Source organism: Hahella sp. CCB-MM4, from assembly GCF_002260525.1.
Lineage (GTDB): Bacteria > Pseudomonadota > Gammaproteobacteria > Pseudomonadales > Oleiphilaceae > Hahella.
In genome coordinates this window covers 154561-180298 of record NZ_MRYI01000013.1, presented here as the reverse complement: position 1 = coordinate 180298, position 25738 = coordinate 154561, and the positions used below count along the sequence as shown (strand labels likewise).

21 protein-coding genes are annotated in these 25738 nt (G+C 49.4%); 12 read left to right on the top strand and 9 right to left on the bottom strand.

The window, feature by feature from the left end; translation table 11 throughout:
* Positions 1-5: 5 nt before the first annotated feature.
* From cls to BTA51_RS20345, 4 genes are all read left to right on the top strand, one after another.
* Positions 6-1484 (top strand): cardiolipin synthase, encoded by a 1479-nt coding sequence (cls, locus tag BTA51_RS20360; protein WP_094710652.1) that lies wholly within the window; start codon positions 6-8, stop codon positions 1482-1484.
* A 100-nt stretch (positions 1485-1584) separates the two neighbouring features.
* Positions 1585-2115: an RDD family protein gene (locus BTA51_RS20355; protein WP_094710650.1), complete on the top strand. Its 531-nt coding sequence runs from the start codon at positions 1585-1587 to the stop codon at positions 2113-2115.
* Between the two features lie 26 nt (positions 2116-2141).
* The gene (locus BTA51_RS20350; protein WP_094710719.1) at positions 2142-2474 is read left to right on the top strand and encodes a hypothetical protein; all 333 of its coding nucleotides are present in this window, start codon (positions 2142-2144) and stop codon (positions 2472-2474) included.
* Positions 2475-2869: 395 nt separating this feature from the next.
* Positions 2870-3883 carry a sphingomyelin phosphodiesterase gene (locus BTA51_RS20345; RefSeq protein WP_094710648.1) on the top strand — a complete coding sequence of 338 codons (1014 nt, stop codon included), beginning with the start codon at positions 2870-2872 and terminating at the stop codon, positions 3881-3883.
* A gap of 56 nt (positions 3884-3939) precedes the next feature.
* Here BTA51_RS20345 and BTA51_RS20340 read toward each other — a convergent pair whose 3' ends face one another.
* The 5 genes from BTA51_RS20340 to BTA51_RS20320 all read right to left on the bottom strand — a co-directional run bounded on the left by BTA51_RS20340 (position 3940) and on the right by BTA51_RS20320 (position 9114).
* A complete protein-coding gene (locus BTA51_RS20340) occupies positions 3940-4392 on the bottom strand; it encodes a chemotaxis protein CheX (protein ID WP_094710646.1) in 453 nt (150 codons plus the stop codon).
* Complete coding sequence (locus BTA51_RS20335) at positions 4385-4756, bottom strand: response regulator (protein ID WP_094710644.1); 372 nt, start codon at positions 4754-4756, stop codon at positions 4385-4387. The genes BTA51_RS20340 and BTA51_RS20335 overlap by 8 nt, the downstream gene beginning before the upstream one ends.
* Positions 4757-4782: 26 nt before the next feature.
* Entirely contained in the window at positions 4783-6891 is a 2109-nt protein-coding gene (locus BTA51_RS20330) for an ATP-binding protein (protein WP_094710642.1), read from the bottom strand.
* Positions 6892-7251: 360 nt separating this feature from the next.
* Positions 7252-7977: a hypothetical protein gene (locus tag BTA51_RS20325; RefSeq protein ID WP_094710640.1), complete on the bottom strand. Its 726-nt coding sequence runs from the start codon at positions 7975-7977 to the stop codon at positions 7252-7254.
* Between the two features lie 90 nt (positions 7978-8067).
* Positions 8068-9114, bottom strand: a complete 1047-nt coding sequence (locus BTA51_RS20320) for a DcaP family trimeric outer membrane transporter (RefSeq protein ID WP_094710638.1) — start codon at positions 9112-9114, stop codon at positions 8068-8070.
* 616 nt (positions 9115-9730) lie between these two features.
* Here BTA51_RS20320 and BTA51_RS20315 point away from each other — a divergent pair.
* From BTA51_RS20315 to BTA51_RS20305, 3 genes are all read left to right on the top strand, one after another.
* The gene (locus BTA51_RS20315) at positions 9731-10864 is read left to right on the top strand and encodes a TRAP transporter substrate-binding protein (RefSeq protein ID WP_094710636.1); all 1134 of its coding nucleotides are present in this window, start codon (positions 9731-9733) and stop codon (positions 10862-10864) included.
* A 153-nt stretch (positions 10865-11017) separates the two neighbouring features.
* Positions 11018-11638 (top strand): response regulator transcription factor, encoded by a 621-nt coding sequence (locus BTA51_RS20310; protein WP_168188236.1) that lies wholly within the window; start codon positions 11018-11020, stop codon positions 11636-11638.
* A 57-nt stretch (positions 11639-11695) separates the two neighbouring features.
* On the top strand, positions 11696-13384 hold the full coding sequence (locus BTA51_RS20305; RefSeq protein WP_168188235.1) for a methyl-accepting chemotaxis protein: 1689 nt from the start codon (positions 11696-11698) through the stop codon (positions 13382-13384).
* A 138-nt stretch (positions 13385-13522) separates the two neighbouring features.
* Here BTA51_RS20305 and puuE read toward each other — a convergent pair whose 3' ends face one another.
* Complete coding sequence (gene puuE, locus BTA51_RS20300) at positions 13523-14428, bottom strand: allantoinase PuuE (RefSeq protein WP_094710630.1); 906 nt, start codon at positions 14426-14428, stop codon at positions 13523-13525.
* Between the two features lie 149 nt (positions 14429-14577).
* Here puuE and BTA51_RS20295 point away from each other — a divergent pair, with 149 nt between their 5' ends.
* From BTA51_RS20295 to BTA51_RS20275, 5 genes are all read left to right on the top strand, one after another.
* Entirely contained in the window at positions 14578-14982 is a 405-nt protein-coding gene (locus BTA51_RS20295; RefSeq protein ID WP_094710628.1) for a VOC family protein, read from the top strand.
* 20 nt (positions 14983-15002) lie between these two features.
* Positions 15003-15908: a cation diffusion facilitator family transporter gene (locus tag BTA51_RS20290; RefSeq protein ID WP_094710626.1), complete on the top strand. Its 906-nt coding sequence runs from the start codon at positions 15003-15005 to the stop codon at positions 15906-15908.
* 358 nt (positions 15909-16266) lie between these two features.
* Positions 16267-17343 (top strand): 2-oxoglutarate and iron-dependent oxygenase domain-containing protein, encoded by a 1077-nt coding sequence (locus BTA51_RS20280; protein WP_246841109.1) that lies wholly within the window; start codon positions 16267-16269, stop codon positions 17341-17343.
* Between the two features lie 104 nt (positions 17344-17447).
* Positions 17448-17594 (top strand): hypothetical protein, encoded by a 147-nt coding sequence (locus tag BTA51_RS30245; protein WP_168188234.1) that lies wholly within the window; start codon positions 17448-17450, stop codon positions 17592-17594.
* A gap of 403 nt (positions 17595-17997) precedes the next feature.
* Positions 17998-19731, top strand: coding sequence for a DEAD/DEAH box helicase (locus BTA51_RS20275; protein WP_094710622.1), 1734 nt, complete (start codon positions 17998-18000; stop codon positions 19729-19731).
* A gap of 52 nt (positions 19732-19783) precedes the next feature.
* Here BTA51_RS20275 and BTA51_RS20270 read toward each other — a convergent pair whose 3' ends face one another.
* From BTA51_RS20270 to BTA51_RS20260, 3 genes are all read right to left on the bottom strand, one after another.
* Positions 19784-22666 carry an EAL domain-containing protein gene (locus tag BTA51_RS20270; RefSeq protein ID WP_246841108.1) on the bottom strand — a complete coding sequence of 961 codons (2883 nt, stop codon included), beginning with the start codon at positions 22664-22666 and terminating at the stop codon, positions 19784-19786.
* Positions 22667-22940: 274 nt separating this feature from the next.
* The gene (locus BTA51_RS20265; RefSeq protein ID WP_094710620.1) at positions 22941-24791 is read right to left on the bottom strand and encodes a long-chain-acyl-CoA synthetase; all 1851 of its coding nucleotides are present in this window, start codon (positions 24789-24791) and stop codon (positions 22941-22943) included.
* A 110-nt stretch (positions 24792-24901) separates the two neighbouring features.
* Entirely contained in the window at positions 24902-25732 is an 831-nt protein-coding gene (locus tag BTA51_RS20260) for an NAD(P)-dependent oxidoreductase (RefSeq protein ID WP_094710618.1), read from the bottom strand.
* Positions 25733-25738: the final 6 nt, after the last annotated feature.

Genomic DNA, 25738 nt, shown 5'->3' with positions numbered 1-25738 from the left:
CACTGTTGCCGGCGCTTGATAATCTACAGATGGATATTGCTTTCCTGGCCTCATTGATCGGCTTGTTGCTGGTGTGGGGAAACTTCCTTCTGGTCATCATATTTACCGGCCGAGTGATCATGAAGCGTTTGCCCGTAGGGGCATCGTTGTCCTGGCTGATTATTCTTTTATTGTTTCCCTATGTGGGAGTCGGACTGTATATCCTTTTTGGAGAGCGCTACCTGGGATCTAAAAGACGCCGCCGACAGGAGAGTCTTTTGTCTTCCTATCAGCAGGTCAAAATGGATGGAGAAGCTTTGCAGGTCCGGCTTTTGGATCGTATTCATAATGGTGGTCAGGCACTTGCCAACTATGAACTGAGTACGACAGGGCTCCCGGCGATTGGGGGGAATACCATTCAGTTCCTGAGTCACGCAGAAGATACCATTCATGCCATGGTGGCCGATATTGACCGGGCCACCGAATATTGCCACCTGGAATTTTATATATGGCACCCCGGCGGGAATGCTGACTTGGTGGCAGATGCGCTGGTTAGAGCCAAGGAACGGGGGGTTGTGTGCCGGGTGATGCTCGATGCGGTGGGCAGTCAGACCTTTTTCCGTTCTCATCTCTCCCGATTGTTACGTAAACATCAGATACCTGTGATCAAAGCGTGTCCAATTGGTTTTATCCCCTGGCGATTGGCGCGATATGACTTACGTAATCACCGCAAAATGATGGTGATTGATGGCAAGGTCGGCTACATAGGCAGTTTCAATCTGATTGATCCCCGCTATTTCAAGCAGGACCAGGGAGTCGGGGAATGGATTGATGTCATGGCCCGCATTGAAGGCCCCTCAGTGCGGGTGATTGATGGGGTCTATCGATGGTATTGGAACATTGAGGCTGGCGATCGGCTGCCGCTCTCTCCTGCGACCATTGAACCCAATGATTCGGCAGCTGTGATTCAGGCGGCCCCTTCTGGCCCTGACGTTGAAAAGGAGAGCATCCTTAACTCTCTTCTCCAGGCCATCTATTCCGCAAAACATGAAATCCTGATTGTGACGCCATACTTTGTGCCAGGGGAGGTGTTGTCCCAGGCGCTTAGAATTGCCGCCAGACGGGGAGTTAAGGTTAGTCTGATTCTGCCAAAGCGAGTGGATTCATTTCTGGTAAGATACGCCAGTCGTTCTTATTTTGAAGAGCTGCTCCAGGCCGGCGTCAGAATCTTCCAGTATGACCAGGGACTGCTGCATACCAAGTGTGTACTCATTGACGGTAAGCTCTCTTTTTTCGGCACGGTGAATATGGATCTGCGAAGCCTGTGGTTGAACTTTGAAATGACCCTGATCGTGTATGATAGTCAAACCACAGAGGTTCTAAAGGAAATTGTTGAAGGATATATTCAGGACTCCATTCCTCTCGATGCGGAAGCATGGGAACAGAGAAGCCTCCGTAAGCGCTTTGTTGAAAACGTCATGCACCTTTTCAGTCCTTTGATTTGAATCTAGCATCCAGCACAAGCTGGCATCCCCGTTAAAAAGGGGATATTGGGAGGGACTTTTAGAAATCGATATCAGGTAAAGTCATAGAGTAGTGAAATATATGCAAAAGGTTGTTGGGGTTGTATACGAGGAAGAAGATTATGCTGGATTCTGGCGTCGTCTCTTAACCTTGCTGGTGGATCTTTTCATCGTATGGAGTTTGGTTTTTGTTGGATTTAAGTTGGATGTCTGGGCAAATAACCATGAATATTATGACGACCTATATTGTTCATATTTCTCTTTAGCTCTCGCGTATTTTTACCTGACGACCATGAAAGCTTCCAGTTTCGGATCTATAGGGCAACGCCTGACAAACACCCGAATTGAGACCATTTTCGGAAGTCGTCCAGGACAAATGAGAATGACTTTGCGGCTACTGTTTTGGCTACTTGGCCCCGTAAACTTCTTAACCGACTTGTTCTTCATTACTGTTGTAAAAGAGCGCCGTGCTATCAGAGACTGCTTTTGCAATACCATTGTCGTTAAGAGGTCAGCAACCCCCATAGACAAGACTGCACCAATTCGTGTTGCGAGAATATTCGCCTTCGGCTTAAATCTTATGTATGAAAGCTGCAACAGCAATTATTCATAACCATGTCGGAAACTATGGGAAACAACATGCTAAAGAAATGGATGCCGGTATTATTGATGGTTTTCCTGGTCGGATGTAGCGATCCAATACCCACTGACAGGCTTCATTACGCTGGAGAGTGGCAAAGCAGGGAGATGTACCTGCTGATACTGGCTGATGGAACAGTTGATTATAAGAGGCTTAAAGATGGTGGAAGTGTTTCCATCAATGCACCTTTGAAAGAGTTTCATGGGGATAATTTTGACGTTGGAATTGGTCCCTTCTCAACAACTTTTCAAGTCAGTGAGCCGCCTCATCAGGAAGACAATCAGTGGGTGATGGTTGTTGATGGAGTGCGCTTAACGAAGTCAGCAGAATAAATAACTGATGCGGCTTATTCCTGATAGCAAAATATAGGCAACAAATAACCTGATTCCAGCTTTATAATCAGGCCGTTGAACCAACATGATAGACCATTCTTTAGTCATCAAATTATCTATTTTTTAGTTCATCTCCCTTCCTTTGTAACTCCAAACAGTCTTTCAATTCGCATTGCAATCACGTGTCTATTTGTTGCTTTTTTTGTGCTCAAAAAGTGACACAGGCGAAACTTTCACCAAAAAGATCATAAATTCGACACAAATGTGAAATATGAACACTGTAAAGTGATCTCCTATCTGGTATATACCAGTTGTCTGTTTATTAAGTGAGCAGACAAAGATGATAAATAATAATGATTGGTCTAGACCATAATAAATCAACGGAGATGGATCGAATGAATCTGTTATCTAAAATTCTGATGGGATTTGCCGTGTTGGTGAGCGCGGCGTCACAAGCTTGGGCTGAACGTCCGGATCTGACGGTGATGGGATATAACATCATGCAGTTACCGGTTCAGGACTGGGATCAGACACAACGTCTGGCGCATTTGGGAGATGCCATTCGTGCAATGCCGCAAACCCCTGACGTTATCGCCTTCAGTGAAGTATTTACCGACGATGCCTATAACACCTTGCAGTCGCTCGACGATGTTTACCCATATTTGACGCCGGTTGTGGGTTTGAGCTGCAGTGGAGGAGGATGGGATTCCACCACTGGAAACTGTTCCAATAGCCCGTTTGTCATTCGGGGCGGGGTCGTCATTGCCAGTAAATGGCCCATCATTTCGCAGCACCAGCATATTTTCTACGCCAGCCTGAAGGGATCCTGGGATTATCAGGCGAACAAGGGCGCTGCATATGTGAGTATCGAAAAAGACGGCTATGTATATCATGTCGTCGGCACCCATTTGCAGGCAACCCATGACGGTAGTGCAGATGAGGAACACAACGTTCGCATGGGACAGCTTGATGAAATCCGTACCTGGGTGGATGGCCTGTCAGTACCGACTAGTGAGCCTGTGATTCTGGCGGGCGATATGAATGTGGATTTCAGCCTGACCTCTCAGATCAACGACATGCAATCCCATAGTAATGCGTCACTGAATTTTCCTAATACTCAGGGCTTCGGCTCCTATCCTGAAGATAACTGGATGTCCCGTGCTTACAACTATTATTTCGGTTACGACATGTGCTATGACGACACCCTGGACTATGTCATGTCACGCACGGACCACTTGCAGCCGACTAATAGTGCAGAAATGCAGGTCGTTGCATTGAAGTCTCCAACCGCATGGTATTGGTCGTACCTGCGCGGCTGGTGGGATCTTTGCAGCGGGTCATACTGGCATGACGGGTACACGACAGACCTGTCAGATCATTATCCGGTAATGGCAACTTTCCAATATTGATTTGCATGAAAAAGAGCGGCAGATGAGCCGCTCTTGTCGTTTGTAGAGAGGAAGACTTAGTAGCTCGTCAATGAAATCACAACCGCTGCGCTGTAGGCTTTCCAATACACTGGAATCACATAGGATCGAAGGCTTTTCGGCAAGTGGATGCTATCCGGCGCTCCCTGTACCACCACCGGGACTGATATCATGAATTCGTTGCCAAACTCACTGCGGGCATTTCCCGATATGGTGTTGGCGACTTCTCCTACCAGATCGATCATGTTTTCGGTACCGGTTTCTGGTTCTCCCAGGCTGAGCAGCAGGTGACGGAGTAACGCGCGAGGGGCGGTAAAATAGACACACCCCCTGTATGGTCCGGAAACGCCGATGATCCCGGTATAATCAAAGGCGGCTGGTGCGTTGTTATCGATCAGATATGGGGTGCCGAGTTTGACCTCTTTGTCTGAGGTGTGTTCAAAGTATCTGACAACGCCGTCGATAAATACCTGTAAAGTAGCCTCAGACATGTAATCCCTCCGTTAATTCCTTTAAAGCATTACCCAATTTTTCTTCGTCGAATGGTTTGCACAGAAAGCCGCGAGCGCCTTTATGTAAAGCTTCGATGCCTGTGGCTTTGTCTGATAGGGCCGAGATGACCAGAATCAGCGTTTCCGGATTGAGCTTCATCAGTTCCTCAATACATTCGATACCATCCATCTCCGGCATGGTCAGGTCCATGGTAACCACGTCCGGCTGATGCTTTTTAAACTCTGCCAGGGCATCGTTCCCGTTTCGGGCTGTTGCGACCACTTGAATGTGTGAGCCTTGCTGGGCCCTCTCGATTTTCCGGCGGATGATATTGGAATCATCCACAATCATCAGTTTCAGCATAGTTCCTCCACTGCTATCACCCTGATTCAGGCCGCGACCTGAGCAGAAATTGTTTGAGGTATCGTCACGGTAAAGCGGCAGAATCGTCCGCTTCTATGGGCAACGCTGAGTTTACCGCCGGCACCTTGAATCTGTTGTTTGATGACATCCATGCCAATGCCTCGGCCGGCATCTTCGGAAAGCTTCTCGGCTGTTGAAAATCCAGGCTTGAATATCAGCCCTATCAACTGACGGTTGGACCAGCTGTTTACCAAGTCCGGAGACCAGCGCCCCGATTCAAGTGCTTTCTGGCGCAGGACATTGCAGTCGATACCCTGGCCATCATCTTCCACGGTCAGTTCGATATCTCCGCTATTGAGATTGACCAGGCGAATATCGATTCGACCTGTGGGTGATTTCCTTTGTCTCTGACGTTCTAGTGGAGACTCAATGCCGTGAGAGACCGCATTGCGCAGAAACTGAATACAGATGTTATTGATCATGTTGGCCATGTCATCGTCCAGCAGGTTCTCGTTGAGCCCACAAGTGGCCAATTGAATCTTCTTGCCTTGCCGGGTGGAGATAGTCTGTACCAGGTGGCTGAGGTGATCCCAGTTTCTCTCACTTTGCAGGAGACTGGCTTTGTCAGACTTTCGGGACTCACTGAACTGGGCAAGACGCTCTACCAATTGCTGGACTGCATCGGTATAGCTGAAAAGCTTGTCCAATTGCACCGCGAGATCAAGAAAATCATTCCCGGTCAGTTTATCCCGGTTACGCAGATTCGTCAGCGAGGTTTCGAAGTCGTGAGCCATCGCCGCAAACCGATCCAGATTCAGGGCGCTGGCCTCTCCCTTAAATTTATGGATGATGGTGAATATGGCCTGAATTTTATCCAAATACTGGTATTGGCCTTTCTCGGGGCGTTTTAGTTCATCATTGATTCTTTCGAAGTTTTTATAGGCTTCCTGTACGAAGGCCTTTAAGACTGAAGGGTTGGCGTGGAGGATGCTGGTCAGCATCTCCATCTGCTGTTCGCTGCTGGCTTTACTGGCGGCCAGCTCTTTCTCAAGGTTGACCTGTTGGGTAATGTCCGTCACTGTCACCAGTATTTCGTCGATGACTCCCTGGTTGGACACCCGGGCAAAATCAAAATTAAGATATTTTGTATGATAACGGCCGCTTTGATCGGCAATATTGACCTCTATACCCTGGAGTGGGTTAAGGTCTCCTGTTAACTTTTCCTTGATTCTGTCGTTAAACAACAATTCGATAAAACCCATCGCGGTTTTAAGGTCTTTTTCACTGATTATATCTTTCAGTAGTCTCTCGACAGGTTGAGCCGCAACTGAATCGATGCCAAAAATATCGAGCAGTTGACGGGAGTGCTGGAGCCCCACGGTCATATCAGGTCTGATCAGGAATAATCCTTCGTTCACTGTATTGAGAATATCTGTGGTCTCTTTGCGCGCGGCTTCAATTTTCACGTCGCTTTCACGTAACTGACGCAGAAAGTGGAACATGATGAGCAGAAAGTTAAGAACCGCGAGGGAAATTCCCACGGTTTGAATCATTCGCAGACGGGTCGCTTTGGAAGCGGCGTATTGCTCCAGATCCACAGTGAGTATGTTCATGAGCTTCAACAGCTCCAGGTTGTTGGCCTTGGCGTAGATCATCAGATCCGCCAGCAATACCTGCATCTGTTCATCATTGATGCCCTGGTCATACCGGCTAAATATTTCCTGGAATCTGCTGGAATAGGGAGTCCAGATATCCTGGGCTGTTTTTAAAGCCTCTGCTCCGTTGGCAGTGGTGATCTGTTCCAGTGAAACATTCTGGTTATCTGCACCGGTCGTTGTGCCTCCCTCGGCAAACGCCGTTAACGTGCGGTCAAAAAGGTTATAGGTAAGCTTGAGCTCTGTTAAAGCTCGCTGTTCTTCGTCTATCTCTCCCAGGGATTCTTTGAAGTCATAGAGAGACTTCACCATCCTTTGTGACAACATACGCTGACGTCCTGCCAGATTGACGCTATTGGCGTCTTCGGCAATTTCGAATGAGATATAGAAGTTAAGCATCAATACCGAGGCATCCAACAACAGGAATAATGCCACTGATATTATGATTCCTTTGTATTTGCCATAGTCGAGTTTGAACATGGTTCTCTCCGTTGATGTTAAACGTTCACGGACATTCGCTGATTATTGTTATGTCGGGGCGGATGGCTCTCCGAATGTGACGTGTCGATTAGCCAAAGCAGAATGCGAACCAAGTTGGGAAAATTAATGTATGGCCTTGGTTAGGAATTGTAATTGTTTTATAAGTTGCTGATATATGAGAAGTAATGTCGTTGTGATTTTGAGCTGTGCTGATGACTGGATTGATGAATTATCAGATTGCACACTAACGGTGCGGATCAGGTCATGACAGATTGCATTTGAATGGTGCTGGAAATAAGTAGGTAGTTTCCACTTTGGTGCATCGTTATGCTTCAGGGAGTATGAGCTTTACTGCGTTCATTAAATATTCAGGGATAGCGACAGAGGCCTGACCTTTCTCGAAATTTCCATTGTTATATGAGGATTGGACCAGATCACGATATCGGCGTAGCCAACAGGCTGGGCTTGCCGCAACTGCAGATCATGATGACGGTTGTTGGCTCCATACATCAGCAAGGGCTTTAAACCGAAGCCACTATCTATACGTTTGGCATCAAACAAGGCAAACAGTTGCTCTGCACTGTTAATATCGACAGAAACGCTATGCTGATCCTGATCCGTCTTATAGCCATGCATGACATCCAGAGGGCGATTGGTCAGTTCCAGCTCAATAGGGCTGTCCTCCCGCAGGCTCAGGGCTAATATTTCAACAGACTCAAGAAGCTTCACTGGATTCATGTAATGATGGATACGCCCATCGTCCAGGGCAATGGCAATATCCAACTGACCCTTTTCGGCCATATAGTTGAGACGTTTGCTTGGAAGGACCAGAATTTTGTGCTTAATCTGAAGCTGATTGAATAGCTGTCTGGCGTAAAGGACTAGAGATCCTTTCGGGGTGTAGGAAGAGCCTTCAAGATAAGCCCAGGGTGCGGCTTCTATAATACCGATCTTCAGGGGGCTGGAATCCAAAGACTTGGAATCCAAAGGCTTGGAGTCCAGAGGATCGGACACTGCATTTCCGGCAATCATCATGAACAGAAATACCAGGCAGTATTTGATGGTGCGTACATCTGGGCTTTTCATTGTTTTTATACTTCTCAATTTGACTACGCTCCTGCCAGAAATGGCAAGCTGGCATAGCTTGCCAAATTGGAGGAGGGGTTAACAATTAGCCTAAAAGCTATATTTAGCGGAAAATTGCAGATAATCGTCGTCGCCTGATTCTGTTTCGTAGTTCCCGAACTCCCCCCCTACAGTGAAGCCGGGCCTGATATCCTGCAGCAGGTTAACTGCCCAATGAGACCTGTCGACGCTTGTGTCGTCAATCTCAATGTGGCCGTAGTATAAACTGCTGCGCAAGGAATCAGTCCAGAAATGGCGGTAAGCGGCCGTGTAGGCTTCTGTATCGAGAATATCTCCATGGGCGTCTGCGGTATCCGCAATATTGGCACCGGGGCCAGTATAACGTCCCTGAGCTCCGCCGTTGTAGGAAAAGCGAAAATCATCTTTTCCGAAGGTACTGATTTTTCCGTGGAGGTTGTATCCGAGCTGTAAACCGTCTGCGCCACCATCGTTATTTGAATCTTCCATACTGCGGAGCAGGGCGGCTACACCTATCTGCCCCCAGGTTCCTTTGAAGGTATATCTGGCGACTGCATCTGGAATAGTCTGGCTTTCACCGCTGAAAGTGGAAGGATTTTCCAGGGCAAGTTCCAGGCTGTCCCGGGAATATCTGATCTGTGATTGACGCACAAAGGTTTGGGCAACATGCGGCCCACCAAAATCCAGGGCCTCTGGAATACTGGCCAAAGGCATAAATGTGGACCATGTCTGTCCCAGCAGCCAGTCTTCGTATTTGAAAAATGCATGTCTGAGTCTGAGAGAATGTCCGCCTGTTACACTCTCCGTTGCGCCAACAGGTTGCTGATCATCATAGAAGTCCCACTCGAGAGTTCCTTGGAGGTCCCCTTGATCATAGTGAATATTGAAACGTGATTCTCTGATATTCAGCCGGGTCTCTTCGGTATCTTCTGCCGGGGCGTTGTTACTGATCCAGAAGTCCCGGTATGCCAGGTCACCATTGACATGACGAAGATCGAGTTTGAAATAGCCTCCAAAACTCAGTTTGGCATCGTTGGGCAGATCAACGACCAGTGTGGAGTGAGCGGAGGTTGCACAGGCCATGCTGCCCAGAAGAAAAATGGCAGGGATATTATTCATGTTTTGTTCCTGTCAGAGAGTTATGCTTGTGCCGGCTACCAGAGATGGTCGCCAGTCAGTCAAAGCTTCCGGCAATCAGTCATCGGTCGACTGTGCCGGGAGCTTTTTTTAGGTTGATCCGACATGGGGCTGCTCAGGCATCCGTTAATGCACGCAAACCTAATCAGGGTTTGCACTTAGGCCAGGGGGGGAGATTCGAACTGAGTTATGAGAGGAAAGGCTGAAAGGGATAGGGATGAGTTGGATTGGACTAAGAGCTAATAGGAGTAGTCTGATGTCATTTGGTAAAAAGTGGTTAGATTGGCAAGCGCTTCTGTGTTTGAATCAGGCTGCTGCTGTTAAAAGCCTTTAAGCTGGTTATTGCTAAAAGCCCCTAAGCTGGCAAAAACTACGTACTGCTGAATTCTTGACATAAGTCCTTCAGGCGCTCGTTGCTCCACAGCTACCTAGGTACAAATACCTACCCTCCCCAAACATCCTTCTAAGTACTTCCTGCGCAAATTTTGGTCATTCATACGGATTGTTCCTGGCTGCTCGAATTGTGACCATGAGCTGCGAATGACAAAAACGTGATTCGACTGAATCTAAAAAATAAATATAAACAGGTAGGTCGTATATGTATCCCGTGCAAGTTGGCAAACTGAATGCGTTAATTCTCTCTGTGTTGATTGCGGTCTTATTATCCGGCTGCAATGATTCCACTTCTAAAGCCATCGCTTCTGATGTGCCTGTCTCTAATAAAGCGCCTGAACCGACGGTATATAAGCTTTCCCTGGCCCAGTCCTGGACGCAGAAAGCCCCAATATTTGCCGAAACAACCGCAAATTTTGCGCAAATGGTGAAAGAGCTGTCGGATGGCCAACTGATCATCGAGATTACTTCTGCTGATCAGCATCACCAGCCATTCGGCATCTTTGATATGGTGAAAGACGGCAAATACGACATGGGGCATTCCGCCTCATACTATTGGAAGGACATTGATCCCAATACCCTCTTTTTTACCACCTTACCTTTTGGGATGCTGGCTCAGGAGCAATATGCCTGGTTCTATCATGGCGGTGGCATGGAGCTGATGCAGAAAGTATACGGTAAACACCATTTGCTTTCTTTCCCTGGAGGAAATACCGGCAATCAGATGGGTGGCTGGTTTCGTAAGGAAATTAATTCACTGGAAGATTTTCAGGGCGTTAGGATGCGAGTGCCGGGCTTTGCCGGTGAGGTGTTGCAGAAGCTTGGTGTCGAGCCGGTGAATATCGCCCCGAACGAGTTATATGCAGCCATGAAGGAAGGACAGATTGATGCGTTGGAGTGGGTCGGACCATCTCTTGATCTGGGGATGAGGTTTCATGAAATTGCCCCCTACTACTACACCGGGTGGCACGAGCCTGGTACTGAGCTGCAGTTTCTCATTAATAATGACAGCTGGAACCGCCTGCCCGGGCATCTGCAGAAGATACTCAAAGTTGCCATGCGTACAGCGGCGTTTGATATGTACGTGCAGTCAACCTATGAAAGTGCTCAGAACTGGTCCACCATCCAGGTGGAATACCCCGGCGTCAAGATCCGTACCTTTCCTCCCAAGGTGATTGAAGCCATGTACGATGTTACGGAAGAATTACTCAAAGTACGGGCTGGACAGGATCCCCTTGCCAAGGAAATTCTGGATTCCCAATCCCGTTTCCAATGGAAGGCCCGCCGGTGGACCCGAATTTCAGATCAGGCATACCTCAATAGTCAACCCAGAGGTTGAATTTCAATCGTTGTGAGTCTGCTTAGACGGCGAATCATTCGAGCACCTTTGATTCAACGTTATCTATAGACACTCACACACCATCTGGCGGTCGCCGATATGCCGAACCATTGGTGGCCGCTACCTATTCATCGAAAAATACGGGGTCACAGGATGATTAAAGTACTTCTTGTTGATCACCACCCTATTTTCCGGGAAGGGCTGGCTGCAAGGATCGATCTGGATCAGGACATATATATTGTTGGAGAAACCGAATCCGGGAGCAGGGCACTTGAACTTATTCGTAGTGCAATGCCGGATATCGTCATTATGGACCCCAGCACCCCGGATAAACCAGGGTTAGCCGTGCTTGAATCCGTCACTGCAAAAATGGATCAGGTACGGTTCATCTTTCTCTGTATCAGCGACGATCCCGAGGGCATATTGGACCTCATTCGCGGTGGAGCAATGGGATACCTGCTGAAAGATATCAATGGCCAGGATCTTATCAGCGCCATTAAGCGTGTCTACCACGGAAAAACAGCCTTTTGTGAGATAGCGCTCTCGGTTCTTCATGAGTTCAGTTGCCATCCCAACGGCCGCTTTCTGACCGATCGTGAAACCAGGATCGTATGCCTGATTGCCAACGGATTAAGTAACAAACACCTGGCAAGGGAGTTGAATATCAGCGTTAGAACCGTGGAAAGCCATAAGCGCAATATCATGCAGAAGATTGGTGCCCAGAGCTCTCTTGGAATTATCCGGTACGCATTCGAAAAGGGATTGGCCAGATAGCTGGATAGAGGACTGTCAGCAAGCCCTGAACACCTGAAGATATTTGAGGTGATGATCATGACTATTAAGACCAAAATTATTACTCTCGCGATCGCGACAATTATGCTGAGTACCTTGGGATTCAGTATTCTCAATTTGATCAGTATGCAGCAGTTGTTTGAGCGTAGTCTGGCTGATACCCGACAAAGCCTCATGGCCGCAAAGAAAGCCGAACTCAAACAATATACCCAGCTCGCCCAATCAGCGATTCAGCAAATGCTGGCAGAAGGGAAAGGGAAAGTAGAAGGAAAAGGGGAAGGCAAAGGAGAAGAGGCGACGTTGGGGGAGCGAATCAGTTCGCTCAGATTCGGCAAGGACGGCTATTTTTTTGCATATTCTGAAGACGGTACGGTGACTGCCCACGCCAAGAAAAATCTTATTGGCAAGAATCTGATCGGGCTGAAGTCGAAAAAGGGCGTGGCCATCATTCAGGAGTTGATAGCAGTCGCGAAAAATGGCGGAGGGTATGTTGAGTATGATTGGCCCAAGCTCAAGCAGGAAGGGCAATTTCCAAAATTAAGTTATGCCGTCTGGTTACCTGATGTTCAATGGATGCTGGGAACCGGTTTTTATATTGATGACATCGATGACACGATTGCTGCGCTTGAGCAGGAGCAACGCCAGCAGCTAGCCTCGATAATCCGGTCTGCACTGGTACTTGGAATTGCGCTGGCGATTGTTTTGGTTGGGCTGTCATTGGCAGTGACCCGAACCATTGTCAAACCCCTGCAGAAAGTCACTGACAGGCTTAACGATATTGCCAGTGAGGATGGTGACCTGACCCAGCGGCTTAATGTGGATTCCAACGATGAGTTGGGATCATTGGCGGCAGCCTTTAACCTGTTTGTCAGCAAGGTTCATGCATTGGTTTGCAAGACCTCAGAGACAGCAATGAAAGTCATCGAGGCGGCTGAAAAAGGCACTGAGCTGTCCGGACAGATATCCCGGTCAGTCAGCCTGCAACGACAGCAGACGGACATGGTATCGACCGCCATGAATCAAATGTCGGCTTCCGCCCTCCAGGTGTCGGGCAATGCTGTTGAAGCAGCCTCAGCGGCAGGCTCTGCCAATGACAACTGTGGCCAGGTCAGGGACGTGGTGGCCAGAGGAGCCGAATCGGTGCAATCACTGGTAGATTCAGTAGGTAAGGCATCAGGAGTGATTGAGCATCTCAAAGGGCATGTGGGGGAAATTGTCTCCGTCCTCGGCGTGATAAGGGGAATTGCCGAACAGACCAATCTTCTGGCTCTCAACGCCGCGATTGAGGCTGCCCGGGCGGGTGACCAAGGGCGCGGGTTTGCTGTTGTGGCTGATGAAGTCAGAACTCTTGCCAGTCGAACCCAAAGTAGTACCGAAGAAATCCAACTCATGATTGAGAGGTTGCAACAAGGGTCCGAAGAAGCCGTTGAAGTTATGTTATCCAGTCAGTATGTGGGCGAAGAGACCGTGTCGCATTCGCAAAGTACCGCAACTTGCCTGGATGATATCCTCCAGGCGGTAGGTCTTATCAATCATCTCAATGCTCAGGTTGCCACCGCTTCAGATGAGCAGTCCCAGGTCAGCGAGAGCATCAATCGAAATCTGGTCAATATTCTGGCCGAAGCCGAAACGACGGCAGAGGCGACGCAGACGAACCAGCAGATCGCTTCGGAGCTTTCAGCCTTGGCGGCTGAATTGAATGTATTGTTGAGGCAGTTTCAGGTCTGAGGGATAGGCAAAGCTTCAGGACTGAGAAATAGCAAAGCCAGGACTGAGAAATAGCAAAGCCAGGACTGAGAAATAGCAAAGCTTCAGGATTGAGGAATAAAAGAGGGACCATCTTGTTTGTCCCTCTAAGGTGGACTTTTAGGAGACGGGGTAGTGATGATCGTGCCAGTGACGGGCAATGTCGACGCGTCGACAGACCCAAACGTCCTGATGCTGACTCACATAGTCCAGGAATCGGGACAATGCTGCCAGCCGTCCCGGACGACCTACCAGGCGACAGTGTAGCCCGACACTCATCATTTTTGGGGCGGTGGCTCCTTCCTCGTAAAGAACATCAAAACTGTCCTTGAGATAGGTGTAGAACTGGTCTCCGCTATTGAATCCCTGGTTAGTGGCAAAACGCATGTCATTGGTGTCCAGGGTGTAGGGAACCACCAGATGAGGTTTTCCAAAGTCATGCAGCCAGTAGGGCAGGTCATCTGCGTATGAGTCAGCATCATACAGAAGTTCACCGGTTTCCACTGCCAGACGGCGGGTATTAGGGCTCATTCTGCCGGTATACCAGCCCAACGGGCGGGAGCCCGTGACCCGTTCATGGATGTCTATCGCCTGCAGGATATGGCTGCGCTCTTCCTCTTCAGACATATATTGATAATCAATCCATTTAAGTCCGTGGCTGGCAATTTCCCAGTCTGCTTCCAACATGGCGTCGACCGCTTCAGGATTTCTCTCTAAAGCCGTGGCCACGCCGAATACGGTCACCGGAAAGTTAAACCGGGTGAATAACCTGTGCAGGCGCCAGAATCCTGCCCGACTGCCGTATTCATAAATGGACTCCATGTTCATATGGCGCACACCCTGGAGGGGCTGTGCTCCGACGATTTCAGACAGGAAGGCTTCCGAGGCTGCATCACCGTGCAAGATACAGTTCTCACCCCCTTCTTCGTAATTAACAACAAACTGTAGTGCCAGCCTGGCATTGCCCGGCCAACGGGGATGGGGCGGCTGATTGCCGTAACCGATCATGTCACGAGGATAGTCCATAAAGCCTCCTTGAATGGGAAAAATATTTGACAGGTTTGTCAGATATTACTCTCATATGGCTGGCAGAAGAAAGTCGTTTGTAACCCTCTACCTGCTGTCGTAGATTAGAGAACAGACCCATTGAATAGATAGGTTGAAAGGACATCTGAATGGAGATTGAACGGACAGGAATCATATTGAGAGTCGAACGATTCGATGAGTGTGTAAACTTCTATCATCAGCTGTTCGGCCTGCCGATTCTGTTTGAATCCCAGGAGGGCGATTTCAGGCTGGCTTGTCTGGACTTTTACGGCGCATACCTGATGATTGAAACTGGCGGTATGACAAAGGATGGAGAAAAAAAAGATGGAGAAAAAACGATGGCAGAAAACCCCACTCGTCTTCGTTTTAACGTCAGAGATATTGAACAGGCAGCGGTGTCATTGAAGAATTGGGGAATTGAACCCAAGATCAATCGTTACCCCTGGGGGACGACCATTAACATCACGGACCCGGATGGTAACAGTGTCGGAATCCGCGATGAGCAAACCTTCCTTAAGCAACTCGAAAACTGATTGACGGGGACTATATAACAATGTCTTCGCATCACCATCATCATTCCCACGTGGACGACGACGCAAGCAGCGGGCGAATTGCCTTGGCGTTCTGGTTGAATGCCACATTTGCCCTGATCGAGTTTGTGGGGGGCTGGTTAACCAACAGTACCGCTATTATGGCTGATGCCGTACATGATCTCGGTGATGCTCTGGCCATCGCGTTTGCCTGGATAATGCAGAAGCTAAGCGGCCGGCAGGCAGATTCCAGATTCAGTTATGGGTACCGGCGATTCTCGCTGCTGGCGGCTTTGGTTAACGGCGGCATTCTTATTATTGGCTCTGTATGGGTATTATCCATGGCCATTCCCCGATTAATGGCTCCGGAAATGCCTCATGCCCAAGGAATGTTCTGGCTGGCCATTCTGGGAGTCGCGGTAAACGGATTCGCCGCGTTGAAAGTCAGTAAAGGCAAAACCCTGAACGAGCAGCTGTTGAACTGGCACTTGCTGGAAGATGTGCTCGGCTGGCTGGCGGTGCTGATTATCAGTGTCGTATTGTTGTTCGCCGATTGGCCGATTCTCGATCCGCTTCTATCGATCGTTTTCACGCTGTTCATCCTGTCCAATGTGGTGCGGCATGTGATTAAAACCCTCTTTCTGTTTCTGCAGGCGGTGCCAGATCGGAAGCTGCGCCAGGAGATCATGGATAAATTGCTGGAAATTGAACATATCAGGGCCATCCACCACCTTCATTTGTGGTCTCTGGATGGCGAAAAGCACGTACTGACCGCCCATCTGGAGCTGGATAAGCCCATATCCACGGAGGTTCAAACGGCGATCAAAGGAGACATAGCAGATACACTAAGCGGCTATGCACTAGCTCACACGACGTTTGAGTTTGAGCAGATCTCCGAGAATTGTCGAGATATAGAGCACCATCATTGAGCTAAAAGGATTCATTCCCGCCCGCGACTCTCGAATTCGTATGAACAAGCGCCTCATTATGACTGTATAGATTTCGTTACCGATTACTTATGTAAGTATGTTTGTGAGTGGTCAAGGTGACCAGGTGTTCAATTTTGCAATATCCGCCGATTTTAAGTGGCCTTATCGAGGTGGGCAGTACGATAATTCAGAGATGAGGTTAGACATCCTCTACATCATGGATCTAACCAAGGGTCTTTGTCGTAATAACGTCCTTCATGAGCTAGCACCATGGGGCGAGAAATTGGATGGCGTTATCACTGAAGAGTAAGTGAAGTACGTTCCGGTTTTGCCTGAACTGGTGAATTATCAGAGGACGATGATGAGTAATCTGCAAACTTTCCGGCTCCCCACTTCTATTTCCACGACATCATCCAATATCAAGCTTGGACGGGACATGATCCAGGCTTGGCGGCAGGATGGCATATTTCAAATCAACACAGAGGCTGAACAGAAGCAGATAACGAAGCGGGCTTTTGAGGCCAGTAAGCGGTTCTTCAGCAGGCCGCTGACGCAAAAAGCGGCCTGTATCAGCCAGTATTCCTTTTCTGGTTACGTCTCTCGTGGCGAAGAGATCACAGCAGGGAAAGTAGACCAATCAGAAATTTTTACCATCTGTCCGGATATTCCGAAAGACGATTGGCGGGCGAAAGCCCAGTGGCCCTGTCATGGACCGGTGCCTTGGCCTGATTCGGAGTATGAACTCGCCATGAAATCGTTTATGGGTGGATTAGGGTCTATAGGTGACAAGCTTCTCAGGTTGATTGCGCTGGGACTGGGGCTAAGTGATCTCAACGCCCTGGCAGATCTTGCCCAAAATGGTTGGCATCATATGAGGGTTCTGCGGTTTGCAGCTGCCGGGACGGATGCGTCCAGTCGGGGAATTGGTGCCCATACTGATTATGGAATGTTGGTTATTGCTGCTCAGGAAGAGGTGCCGGGGCTCTATATCCGTCCACCGGTTGAAGGTGAAAAAAGAAATCGCAACTGGCTGACGACGGAAAGCACTGCCGGGATGTATGGCGACAAACAACCCTGGAATCTGGTGATGCCGATGCCTGGTGTATTGACGGTATTTCCCGGCGACATTCTCCAATTCCTGACTGATAGCTACCTTCTTTCGACACCCCATAAAGTTGAACTTGATGCCGTCAGGGAACGTTATGCACTGGCCTATTTTCATGAACCCGGTTTTGAAACCATCGTCAGGCCTCTGAATGGGAAAAGTGGCGAGTCCATTCATTACGGCACTCATTTTACCAATATGTTTATGAGGTGCTACCCGGAGAGGGAGGCAACCAGGCGGATCATCAGCAACGGTTCTCTCGCTTTGCTGGAAGCAATGCGAAGTGGGGAGAAACAACATCTGGTCGAGTCAGTAGCCGAAATGTTCTGAACGATTGACTAAAAATTAGTAAATTTTTCTTGTAGCGACATTTTCTGTCGTTCCTATCCATAGAATGGCTCCTGTAAACAGAAAAAAACACAGGAGAACGTACTATGTTTCGTATCAACGCATTCACTTCCAAAGGCACCAAATTTCGTTTCCGTATCCAGAGCGAAAGCGTGGCAGACCTGCAAAACGTACTCGATAAAATCTTTGCCGGCCGCAGTATGCGTCTGGTGTTGGTGGAGCCTATTAAGTGATCTGGTGGCTGTATAAGCCGGATGACTATTTAGCTTCACAAGCAAGCCAGGATTCACACACGAGTATTTTTAGTTTCGGTTCAGTAGTTTTTTTGATCTCTTTAATCTGCCGGGACTGTGTTGCATATCGAGAGACGACAATCGGCCATGGAAGGACAGGGATGATTGAAGGAACGTTAGTTGACCATGGAATGTCAATTCAGGACAAAGGGATGGTGATTTGCGGTTAATGGAAGGCGGAAATAATGCCAGGAAGGCTAAATAAATGCTTGGCTTTACAATTTGTGCTATCAATCCAGGTACTGGATCTGTACAATAAGCGACCATTTTTTAACCGCCCGCAGTCACCAGACGATTGTCGTCTCTCGATATGCAGCACAAATCCCTCGCAGGTTTTTTGTTAATGTCCGACGATTCACTAGATTTTGCTACTCTTGGTCTTTCCGCACCTATTTTGTCCGCATTGAAAGATGTGGGCTATGAGCAGCCCTCTCCCATTCAGGCCCAGAGTATTCCCCTTTTGTTACAAGGCGAAAGCATTCTGGGCGTCGCCCAGACCGGTACCGGTAAAACGGCTGCTTTTGCTTTGCCTTTGTTGAATCGTCTGGACCCATCGATCAACTCACCCCAGATTATTGTTCTGGCTCCTACCAGGGAACTGGCCATCCAGGTCGCAGAAGCTTTTAAGAGCTACTCAAAGTATTTGCCTGAATTCAGCGTGTTGCCCATATATGGCGGGCAGGACATGCGCGGACAATTGCGTTCATTGAAACGCGGTGTTCAGGTTGTGGTGGGAACACCTGGCCGGGTTCTGGACCATTTGCAGCGTAAGAGCCTTGATTTGTCAGCAATCAGTGCAGTGGTACTGGATGAGGCTGACGAAATGCTTCGCATGGGCTTCATTGATGACGTGGAAGAGATTCTTTCCAACGCGCCGGGCGATTGTCAGTATGCCTTGTTCTCGGCGACCATGCCGCCGGCAATCAAGCGGGTTGCAGAGCAATATCTCAAGGGCGCTAAAGAAGTCCGTATTGCCGCTAAGACTTCAACCGTAGAACGAATCAGTCAATTTGTATTGATGGTAGACAATTCCCACAAACTGGATGCCCTGACACGGGTTCTTGAAGTGGAAACCTTTGATGGCATGATCATCTTCGTGCGCACCAAGTCTGCTACCGTGGAACTGGCGGAAAAGCTGCAGGCACGTGGCTATGCCGCTGAAGCCCTGAATGGGGATCAGACCCAGAAGATCCGTGAACAGACCATCGACCGTCTGAAGAAAGGTCTGCTGGATATCGTTATCGCCACGGATGTCGCAGCTCGCGGATTGGACGTAGAGCGTATCAGCCTGGTAATGAACTACGATATTCCATACGACACTGAAGCCTACGTACACCGTATCGGTCGTACCGGACGTGCCGGGCGGGAAGGGAAAGCCATACTGTTTGCCGCGCCCAAGGAACGCAGATTGCTGCGCGATATTGAGCGGGCTACCAAGCAGGCGTTGACACCTTACGAAGCGCCTTCTGCTGAGCAGATCAGTACGAACCGGATTCAACAGTTCCAGGATAATCTCCTGTCCACTCTGGAAAACCAGGACTTCAGCCGAATCAAAGACATCGTACTGACATTTGCCCAGGAACACGAAATGACGATGGAAGATGTCGCAGCGGCTCTGGCATTTCAACTGCAGGTTGAACAGCCTCTGTTCCCGATCCTGAGAGAACTGCCCAAGCACGACAAGGATTTCCGACGCGATGGTGGTGACCGTAAATCCCGTCGGCGCGAGCGTGGCGAAAGGGGAGAGCGCGGTGGCCGTGGTCGCGATGAAGTGCCGATGCAATGTTACCGTATTGAAGTTGGCAGAAAGCATCATGTGACTCCGGGCGATATCGTGGGAGCCATTGCGAATGAATCAGGAATCGAATCCCGTCATATCGGCCATATCGCTATTCACGAGAATTTCTCATTGGTAGACCTGCCACAAGGTATGCCGGGCGATGTGCTGCAGCATATGCAAAAGGTCCGGGTGAAACAGCAGCCCATGAAAATGAAGCCGGATACCCGTGGGGGCAGTGGAAGCAGCAGAGGTCGTGGATCGGATCGTCGTCCGCCACGCAAGCCGAAATCCCGTTAATACCCTGCCAACTGCGCTTATAGCGCAGTTCTTTTCTGATGTTCCGGGGGCGTTACTCCAACGCTTTCGGGACATGCAGATGATAACCCTGCATAAAGTCCACTCCTATTTCTTCCAACGCGTTTTGTATCCCCTCGTTTTCAACAAACTCTGCAACGACTGAAAGTTCCATAAGGTGTGCCACCTCGGTAATGGAGCGGACCATGGCGTGATCCACAGGATCTATCAGAATGTCTCTGATAAAACTGCCGTCGATCTTAACAGAGTTGACCGGTAAGGTTTTCAGGTAGGAATAGGATGAAAATCCGCTGCCAAAGTCGTCAAGGGCAAACTGTACCCCACTGGCCTGCAGACGCCGGATAAACTTGGCGGTCTCCACCATATTGGCAATTGCCGTCGTTTCCGTGACTTCAAAACATATCCTGGAAGCCGGTATGCGGTATTGGTCCAGGAGTTTTGTGAGGAAGGGTTCAAAGTCTGCTTCCCCGATGGTCTGGCTGCTGAGGTTGATATTCGCCTGATGCAGCTCAAATAAATGGCCGGGGTGTTCATGCAGCCATTTGAAATAGGATTGGATCACCCAGCGGTCAACGGCCCTGATCATGTTGTAGCGTTCTGCTGCGGGTAGAAAGGCTCCCGGACTGATAATGTCTTCATTCTGTCTCAGGCGTACCAGAATTTCATAGTGGAGCCCTTTCACCTCCGGGCGAGTGGAGACTATGTTCTGATAATATAATTGCAACTGATCAGACTTGATGGCTTCCAACAGGTTGGTGGCTACCTGCATTTCATTTTGCCGCTGTGTCAGATCATGGGCTTTCTGACTATGTACGATGACCCGGTTGCGTCCGGCATCCTTGGCGGCATAGCAGGCGGTATCCGCCAGACTTAACACTTCTTCCACCGATGCAGCCTCTCCGGTGACGGGCACTATGCCGATGCTGGCTCCCACGTTAAATACCTTGCGACCCCAGAAGAAACGATACTCGGATACTTCAGAACGTAGCCGTTGTCCTATTTCGGTGGCCTTATCGATATGGCAGTTTTTCAGTAGCAGGGCAAACTCATCGCCTCCCAGCCTGGCGAGGGCGTCGTCTTCCCTGGTGTGAGAATGAAACAGTGAACCGATCTGCCGCAGCAGCTCGTCTCCGGCCACGTGCCCACTAGTGTCATTAACGATTTTAAACTGATCAAGGTCGACAAATATCAAGGCATGCTCTGAACCTGACTCCCGTGAGGTGGCCAGTGCTCTTCTCAGGCGTTTTTCAAATTCGTTGCGATTGAGAAGATTGGTCAACGGGTCGTGGGCTGCCAGATAACTGAGTTGCAGCTCATTCTCTTTTTTGTCGGTGATATCAACAATAGAGCCTTCAATGATCACATGATGATCCGCATCTTCCAGTTTGTTGGCAAAAATAGCTCCCCAGAATTCAGAGCCGTCCAGCCTTCTGCATTTGGTCTCGAAACCAAAAATATGGCCCTGTTGATTAAGTTGGGTGATTAATTGATAGCCGGCTTCTTCACTCGCAGGAACCAGGCTGACAGTATTTTGTATGGCGGAAAGCAATTCTTCTTCGGTCTCAACTCCGAGCAGTCGTGCAAATGCGGGATTGCAGGCCAGTAGCGTTCCATCGGGCAGAACCCGGAACATGCCTTCCAGGGACTTTTCGTAAATCGCCCGGTATTTCTGCAAATTATCTATCGCACTTTGCTGAGCATTTTCCCGTGTCTGACGTTCGTAATGAATTCGGTCCGCCATAGCAAAGCTGAACAGGACCACGACGCCCACCGCCGACAAATGAATGGAGTACTCGGTAAGGAAGTTGCGCGGAATGATACCACTTTTGCTTAAGGTAAAGACTGCGGCGGAGATCACAAAGAACGTAAAGGCGATGGCATAGTAATAAGCGGGTTTATGGCGCCGAAACGTCATGATCAAACTCAGGACATACCCCAGCACCGGCGACAGTACCACATTGGCAGCGGTAATCTGGATCATGGTTCTGTAGGGCGCAACCAGTGACAGGATGGCCAGGCCATAGCCGACAAGTGCCATCAGGTTGAACCCTTTGTAAAGTCGGGGGAAGGACGCTCTGAGGGCAAGAAAGTCCCGGGAAAACAGCATCAGGGAAGCCAGTGCCATATTACCGAAAAACGTGAGGCTGGTGTCGTTCCAGTAGGGAAGATTGGGCCAGGCATATTGGAAGGCAAATCCCGTCAGAACACCTTCCACTACCGCGTAACTGATGAGGGTGACGGCAAAGTGCAAAAAACTTTTTTCCCTCAGGCTCAGAAATAGAAACAGATTATAGGCGGCCATGACGCCGATCATGCCAATGAGTCCGCCAGTGACGCCGGACAAGGTCTGGTTTTGTTCGGTGAAGCGATCGGGAGTCCATATCCGAATAGGGAACTGCGCCGATGAGGCTGTTTCTATGCGGATGTAAACATTGAAACTTTGACGCGCTTCGAATCTGATTGGGAGGACAAAGTTGGAGGCTTTCAGTGGGCGCATGGAGAAGGGTTTCAAGTCGCCACTGGCAAACTCTGTGACCACGGCACCGGTATTCGGTTGGGTGACCTGGAAATAGACATTGTCCAATCGGTTATATGCAACTTCCAGGTAGTAAGTGCGGCTCAGCTCCTGCTCATTTGTGACGCTGAAGCCGACCCAGAAAGCTGAGCGGGAATACCCGTAACTCGGTGCATCGGCCAGGGTGATCGATTGTTCTTCAAGCCGCTTTCTAATGGTGGTCATCGGTTCCGCAAAGTCAGGATCATTGGGCCTGAGTTCCAGTATTTTTACCTTGGGAATGTAGCCCTGTGACCAAAGGCTCTGAAAGGTGTCGTCCAGACGATTGCTCACTTCGGCGGCTGCCGATAAGGAAAACGTCAATAGTATGATGATCAGATTAACGGGGATAAGTATTTTCAAAGTCCAGTTCTTATCGGGAGTGGAACCATTCACTAACAGGTCTCGACCGGATCAGTTGCCAATTATCAGTATAGACAGAAAAATTTTCTGAGCAGGCACTGCCGGGACTTTCCGCTAGTGCCTGAGGACAAGTGCCTGCGACAACGGCAAGGTGAAGGAGGAGGGGGAATGAAGGGGCGCCAGTGCCAGAGTCGCTGCAAGAACCAGAGCTCTAATAACTAGAGCTATAAGAACTAGAGCTACGGCAAGGCCCCGAGGAACAGGGCTTTCCCCGCTAGAATCGATATTGCCCGGCTTCGATATCCCTGATCAGAGCTGATGTTAACTCCTGATAATGATGGGTGCCGGGAAGATAGACATATACCTGATCACCTTCACGGTTCAATTGGTATCCGGCTTCTTTCAGATCGACTTTTCGGTATTTAAAGGTCCCGGTCTTCTCAATGGATTGCGTAAGTCGGATAAATACCGGAATTGCATAGGCAGGAAGCTCTTGTTGCAGGTAGGTCAGCAGCTTTTCCATGTCCATCTGTTGTGAGCCGTCCCTCGACACAATGGTGGCCATCCCTGCTTTTCCGTTGGTGCCTGGAATTTCAACTCCATAAACGATGGCTTCACTGATATCGCCAAAACGATCAAGCGTGTTTTCTACCTCGGTGGTGGAAACATTTTCTCCCTTCCAGCGAAAGGTATCGCCCATCCGATCGACAAACTGCAGATGGCGGCAGCCGATTTCCCTCAACACATCACCGGTATTGAACCAGGCGTCATTGCGATCAAAGGCCCCGCGCACGATGGCTTTCTCTGTTTCTTCCGTCTGTGTGTAACCCTCAAAGGCCCATTGATCGGTAATTTTCCCGAGTAGCAGGCCGGGTTCCCCTTTAGCCACTTTTTCCAGTTTGCCTTTGGCATTTCGGATCGGCTCACGAGTACCTTCATGGAATTTGACCAGAGCAAAAGGCGCTGTGGAAAAACCGACGGTATTGTCCAGATTCAGAAAATTGCTGAAACCAATATTTCCTTCGCTGGCGCCGTACAATTCGGAAATCTGTTCGATGCCAAAGCGTTGCTTGAACTGCCGCCAGATGGAGGGACGTAAACCATTTCCAACCATTTTCCGGAGCGTATGATGGGGGTCGTCCTTTTGAGGGGGCTGGTTTAACAAATAGCGGCAGAGTTCTCCCACATAGCCGAAGCATGTTGCCTGGTACTTGCGGATGTCTGCCCAGAATTCTGAGGCGGAAAACTTGCGGCGAATAACAATCGAAGCGCCTGTCAGCAGTGTGGCGCCCCAGCACACCACCAGTCCTGTTCCGTGATACAGCGGTAAAGTGATATACATGACGTCATCGGGAGTCAGGGAGAGGGACATGTGACCCAGTCCGCCCATGGCCCGGAACCATTTGAGATGACTGCACGGGGTTGCCTTGGGGAGTCCGGTGGTCCCTGAAGTAAACAAATAGACGGCGGTATCACCGGCTACAGGGCGATCATCGACTACCGGATTGATCTCGGAATAGTGTTCAACGGCTTCGGCTAAGTTGATGAATCCGGCAGGGGCGGTACCCGGATCAACTCGGGTGTCGCGATCTGCAAGATACAGGAGATTATCGGATGTTATAAAGTTGACTTCGTTCCTGGCGGATTCAAAATGGCTAAGCTGTTCCTCTCCAACGACGATCAGCTTGGGTTTAGTGAGCTTCAGGCTATGGGCCAGTACATGTCCTCGTTGAGAGGTGTTGATCATGGCGCAGGCGGCTCCCAGCTTGAGAGCGCCAATGAGAACGGCCAGAAGCTCAGGACGGTTTTCCACCGCCAGAGCAATGACATCTCCTCTTCCGATGCCTCTTGCGGCCAGATAGTGTGCGACCTGGTTGGCCCAGGCATTCAGCTCCCGATAGGTGAGTACGGAATCCTGATAGTAAACCGCAGGCCGGTGCCCGTATTTGTCGGCATTCTGTTCAACGATGTTTCCCACCGCGAGAGGTTTATCGGCCTTCAATAGAGCATAAAAGTAATACCCCTTGGCAATAGAGGGGAGGCGCTTGGTAATAAAAGGCAGCTGTCGGACCACATCCAGCGGGGAAATGCGATCTGACTGCTCCTGTGATATTGCGGCAGTCATGTGTATACCTTTTTTCGCTTTTATATTTATAGGTTGCTTTGTATGCGAAGCTTTTATTATTGGTAGCCGTCATGATTCGTCAGGACAGATTCATTGTCCACCGAACAGTATTATTCATCAACAAACAGGTCTGTCATCAGGGAGTCTGATGAATCCGGCTGATAGCGGTAGTGCTCAAACTCGGTCATGCCATGTTGTCTCAGAATCTCTTCATCAATCAGCCATTCGCCGGAATGTGGCGTTTCTGAAGTGAACAGAGTGTAGGCGGCATCCGCCATCATTTCAGGCTTACGGGCGCGATCCAGCGCCTTTTTATTGCCTGCCTCGAACTCCACTGCTGCAGTGGCTATCAGCGTCCGTGGCCAGAGGGAGTTCACGGAAATACCATATCGTTTGAATTCCTGAGACATGCCCAGTGTCAGCATGGACATGCTGTATTTCGTCATGGTGTAGGGGGAATATTGGGCGAACCATTTTGGATCCAGATTTAGCGGCGGTGACAGGTTGAGAATGTGTGCATCCTCAGACTTTTTCAGCCAGGGCAATGCTGCCTGGGCGGTGGCGATAACCGCTCGGGTATTGATCTGATACATCAGGTCGACGCGCTTTAAGGGCGTATGTTCAACACCGCTTAGCTTGATGGCACCGGCGTTGTTGATTACCACATCAATGCCGCCAAACTTTTCAGCGGCGGCCTGAGCCATGGTTTTCAGACTTTCTTCATCGCGAACATCAATCTGTATTGGCAGTGCCTTACCTCCTGCTGCCTCGACTTCCTCTGCCACGCTGTAAATGGTGCCGGGGAGCTTGGGATGGGGCTCTGCAGATTTAGCTGCCAGAACGATGTTAGCGCCGTCTGCTGCAAACTTCAGAGCCATGGAACGTCCGATGCCGCGGCTGCCGCCAGTAATAATGATGGTTTTGTTTTTCAGGTTTTTCATGGGGTA

What these genes read in the sequence shown, in the direction of transcription:
- BTA51_RS20280 (WP_246841109.1), top strand. Translation starts at nt 16,267, where the DNA reads ATGATGAGTAATCTGCAAACTTTCCGGCTCCCCACTTCTATTTCCACG.
- BTA51_RS20335 (WP_094710644.1), bottom strand. Translation starts at nt 4,756, where the DNA reads ATGCTGAAACTGATGATTGTGGATGATTCCAATATCATCCGCCGGAAA.
- BTA51_RS30245 (WP_168188234.1), top strand. Translation starts at nt 17,448, where the DNA reads ATGTTTCGTATCAACGCATTCACTTCCAAAGGCACCAAATTTCGTTTC.
- BTA51_RS20295 (WP_094710628.1), top strand. Translation starts at nt 14,578, where the DNA reads ATGGAGATTGAACGGACAGGAATCATATTGAGAGTCGAACGATTCGAT.
- BTA51_RS20330 (WP_094710642.1), bottom strand. Translation starts at nt 6,891, where the DNA reads ATGTTCAAACTCGACTATGGCAAATACAAAGGAATCATAATATCAGTG.
- BTA51_RS20345 (WP_094710648.1), top strand. Translation starts at nt 2,870, where the DNA reads ATGAATCTGTTATCTAAAATTCTGATGGGATTTGCCGTGTTGGTGAGC.
- BTA51_RS20340 (WP_094710646.1), bottom strand. Translation starts at nt 4,392, where the DNA reads ATGTCTGAGGCTACTTTACAGGTATTTATCGACGGCGTTGTCAGATAC.
- BTA51_RS20265 (WP_094710620.1), bottom strand. Translation starts at nt 24,791, where the DNA reads ATGACTGCCGCAATATCACAGGAGCAGTCAGATCGCATTTCCCCGCTG.
- BTA51_RS20305 (WP_168188235.1), top strand. Translation starts at nt 11,696, where the DNA reads ATGACTATTAAGACCAAAATTATTACTCTCGCGATCGCGACAATTATG.
- BTA51_RS20315 (WP_094710636.1), top strand. Translation starts at nt 9,731, where the DNA reads ATGTATCCCGTGCAAGTTGGCAAACTGAATGCGTTAATTCTCTCTGTG.
- BTA51_RS20310 (WP_168188236.1), top strand. Translation starts at nt 11,018, where the DNA reads ATGATTAAAGTACTTCTTGTTGATCACCACCCTATTTTCCGGGAAGGG.
- BTA51_RS20275 (WP_094710622.1), top strand. Translation starts at nt 17,998, where the DNA reads ATGTCCGACGATTCACTAGATTTTGCTACTCTTGGTCTTTCCGCACCT.
- BTA51_RS20325 (WP_094710640.1), bottom strand. Translation starts at nt 7,977, where the DNA reads ATGAAAAGCCCAGATGTACGCACCATCAAATACTGCCTGGTATTTCTG.
- BTA51_RS20290 (WP_094710626.1), top strand. Translation starts at nt 15,003, where the DNA reads ATGTCTTCGCATCACCATCATCATTCCCACGTGGACGACGACGCAAGC.
- BTA51_RS20350 (WP_094710719.1), top strand. Translation starts at nt 2,142, where the DNA reads ATGCTAAAGAAATGGATGCCGGTATTATTGATGGTTTTCCTGGTCGGA.
- BTA51_RS20260 (WP_094710618.1), bottom strand. Translation starts at nt 25,732, where the DNA reads ATGAAAAACCTGAAAAACAAAACCATCATTATTACTGGCGGCAGCCGC.
- BTA51_RS20355 (WP_094710650.1), top strand. Translation starts at nt 1,585, where the DNA reads ATGCAAAAGGTTGTTGGGGTTGTATACGAGGAAGAAGATTATGCTGGA.
- BTA51_RS20320 (WP_094710638.1), bottom strand. Translation starts at nt 9,114, where the DNA reads ATGAATAATATCCCTGCCATTTTTCTTCTGGGCAGCATGGCCTGTGCA.
- puuE (WP_094710630.1), bottom strand. Translation starts at nt 14,428, where the DNA reads ATGGACTATCCTCGTGACATGATCGGTTACGGCAATCAGCCGCCCCAT.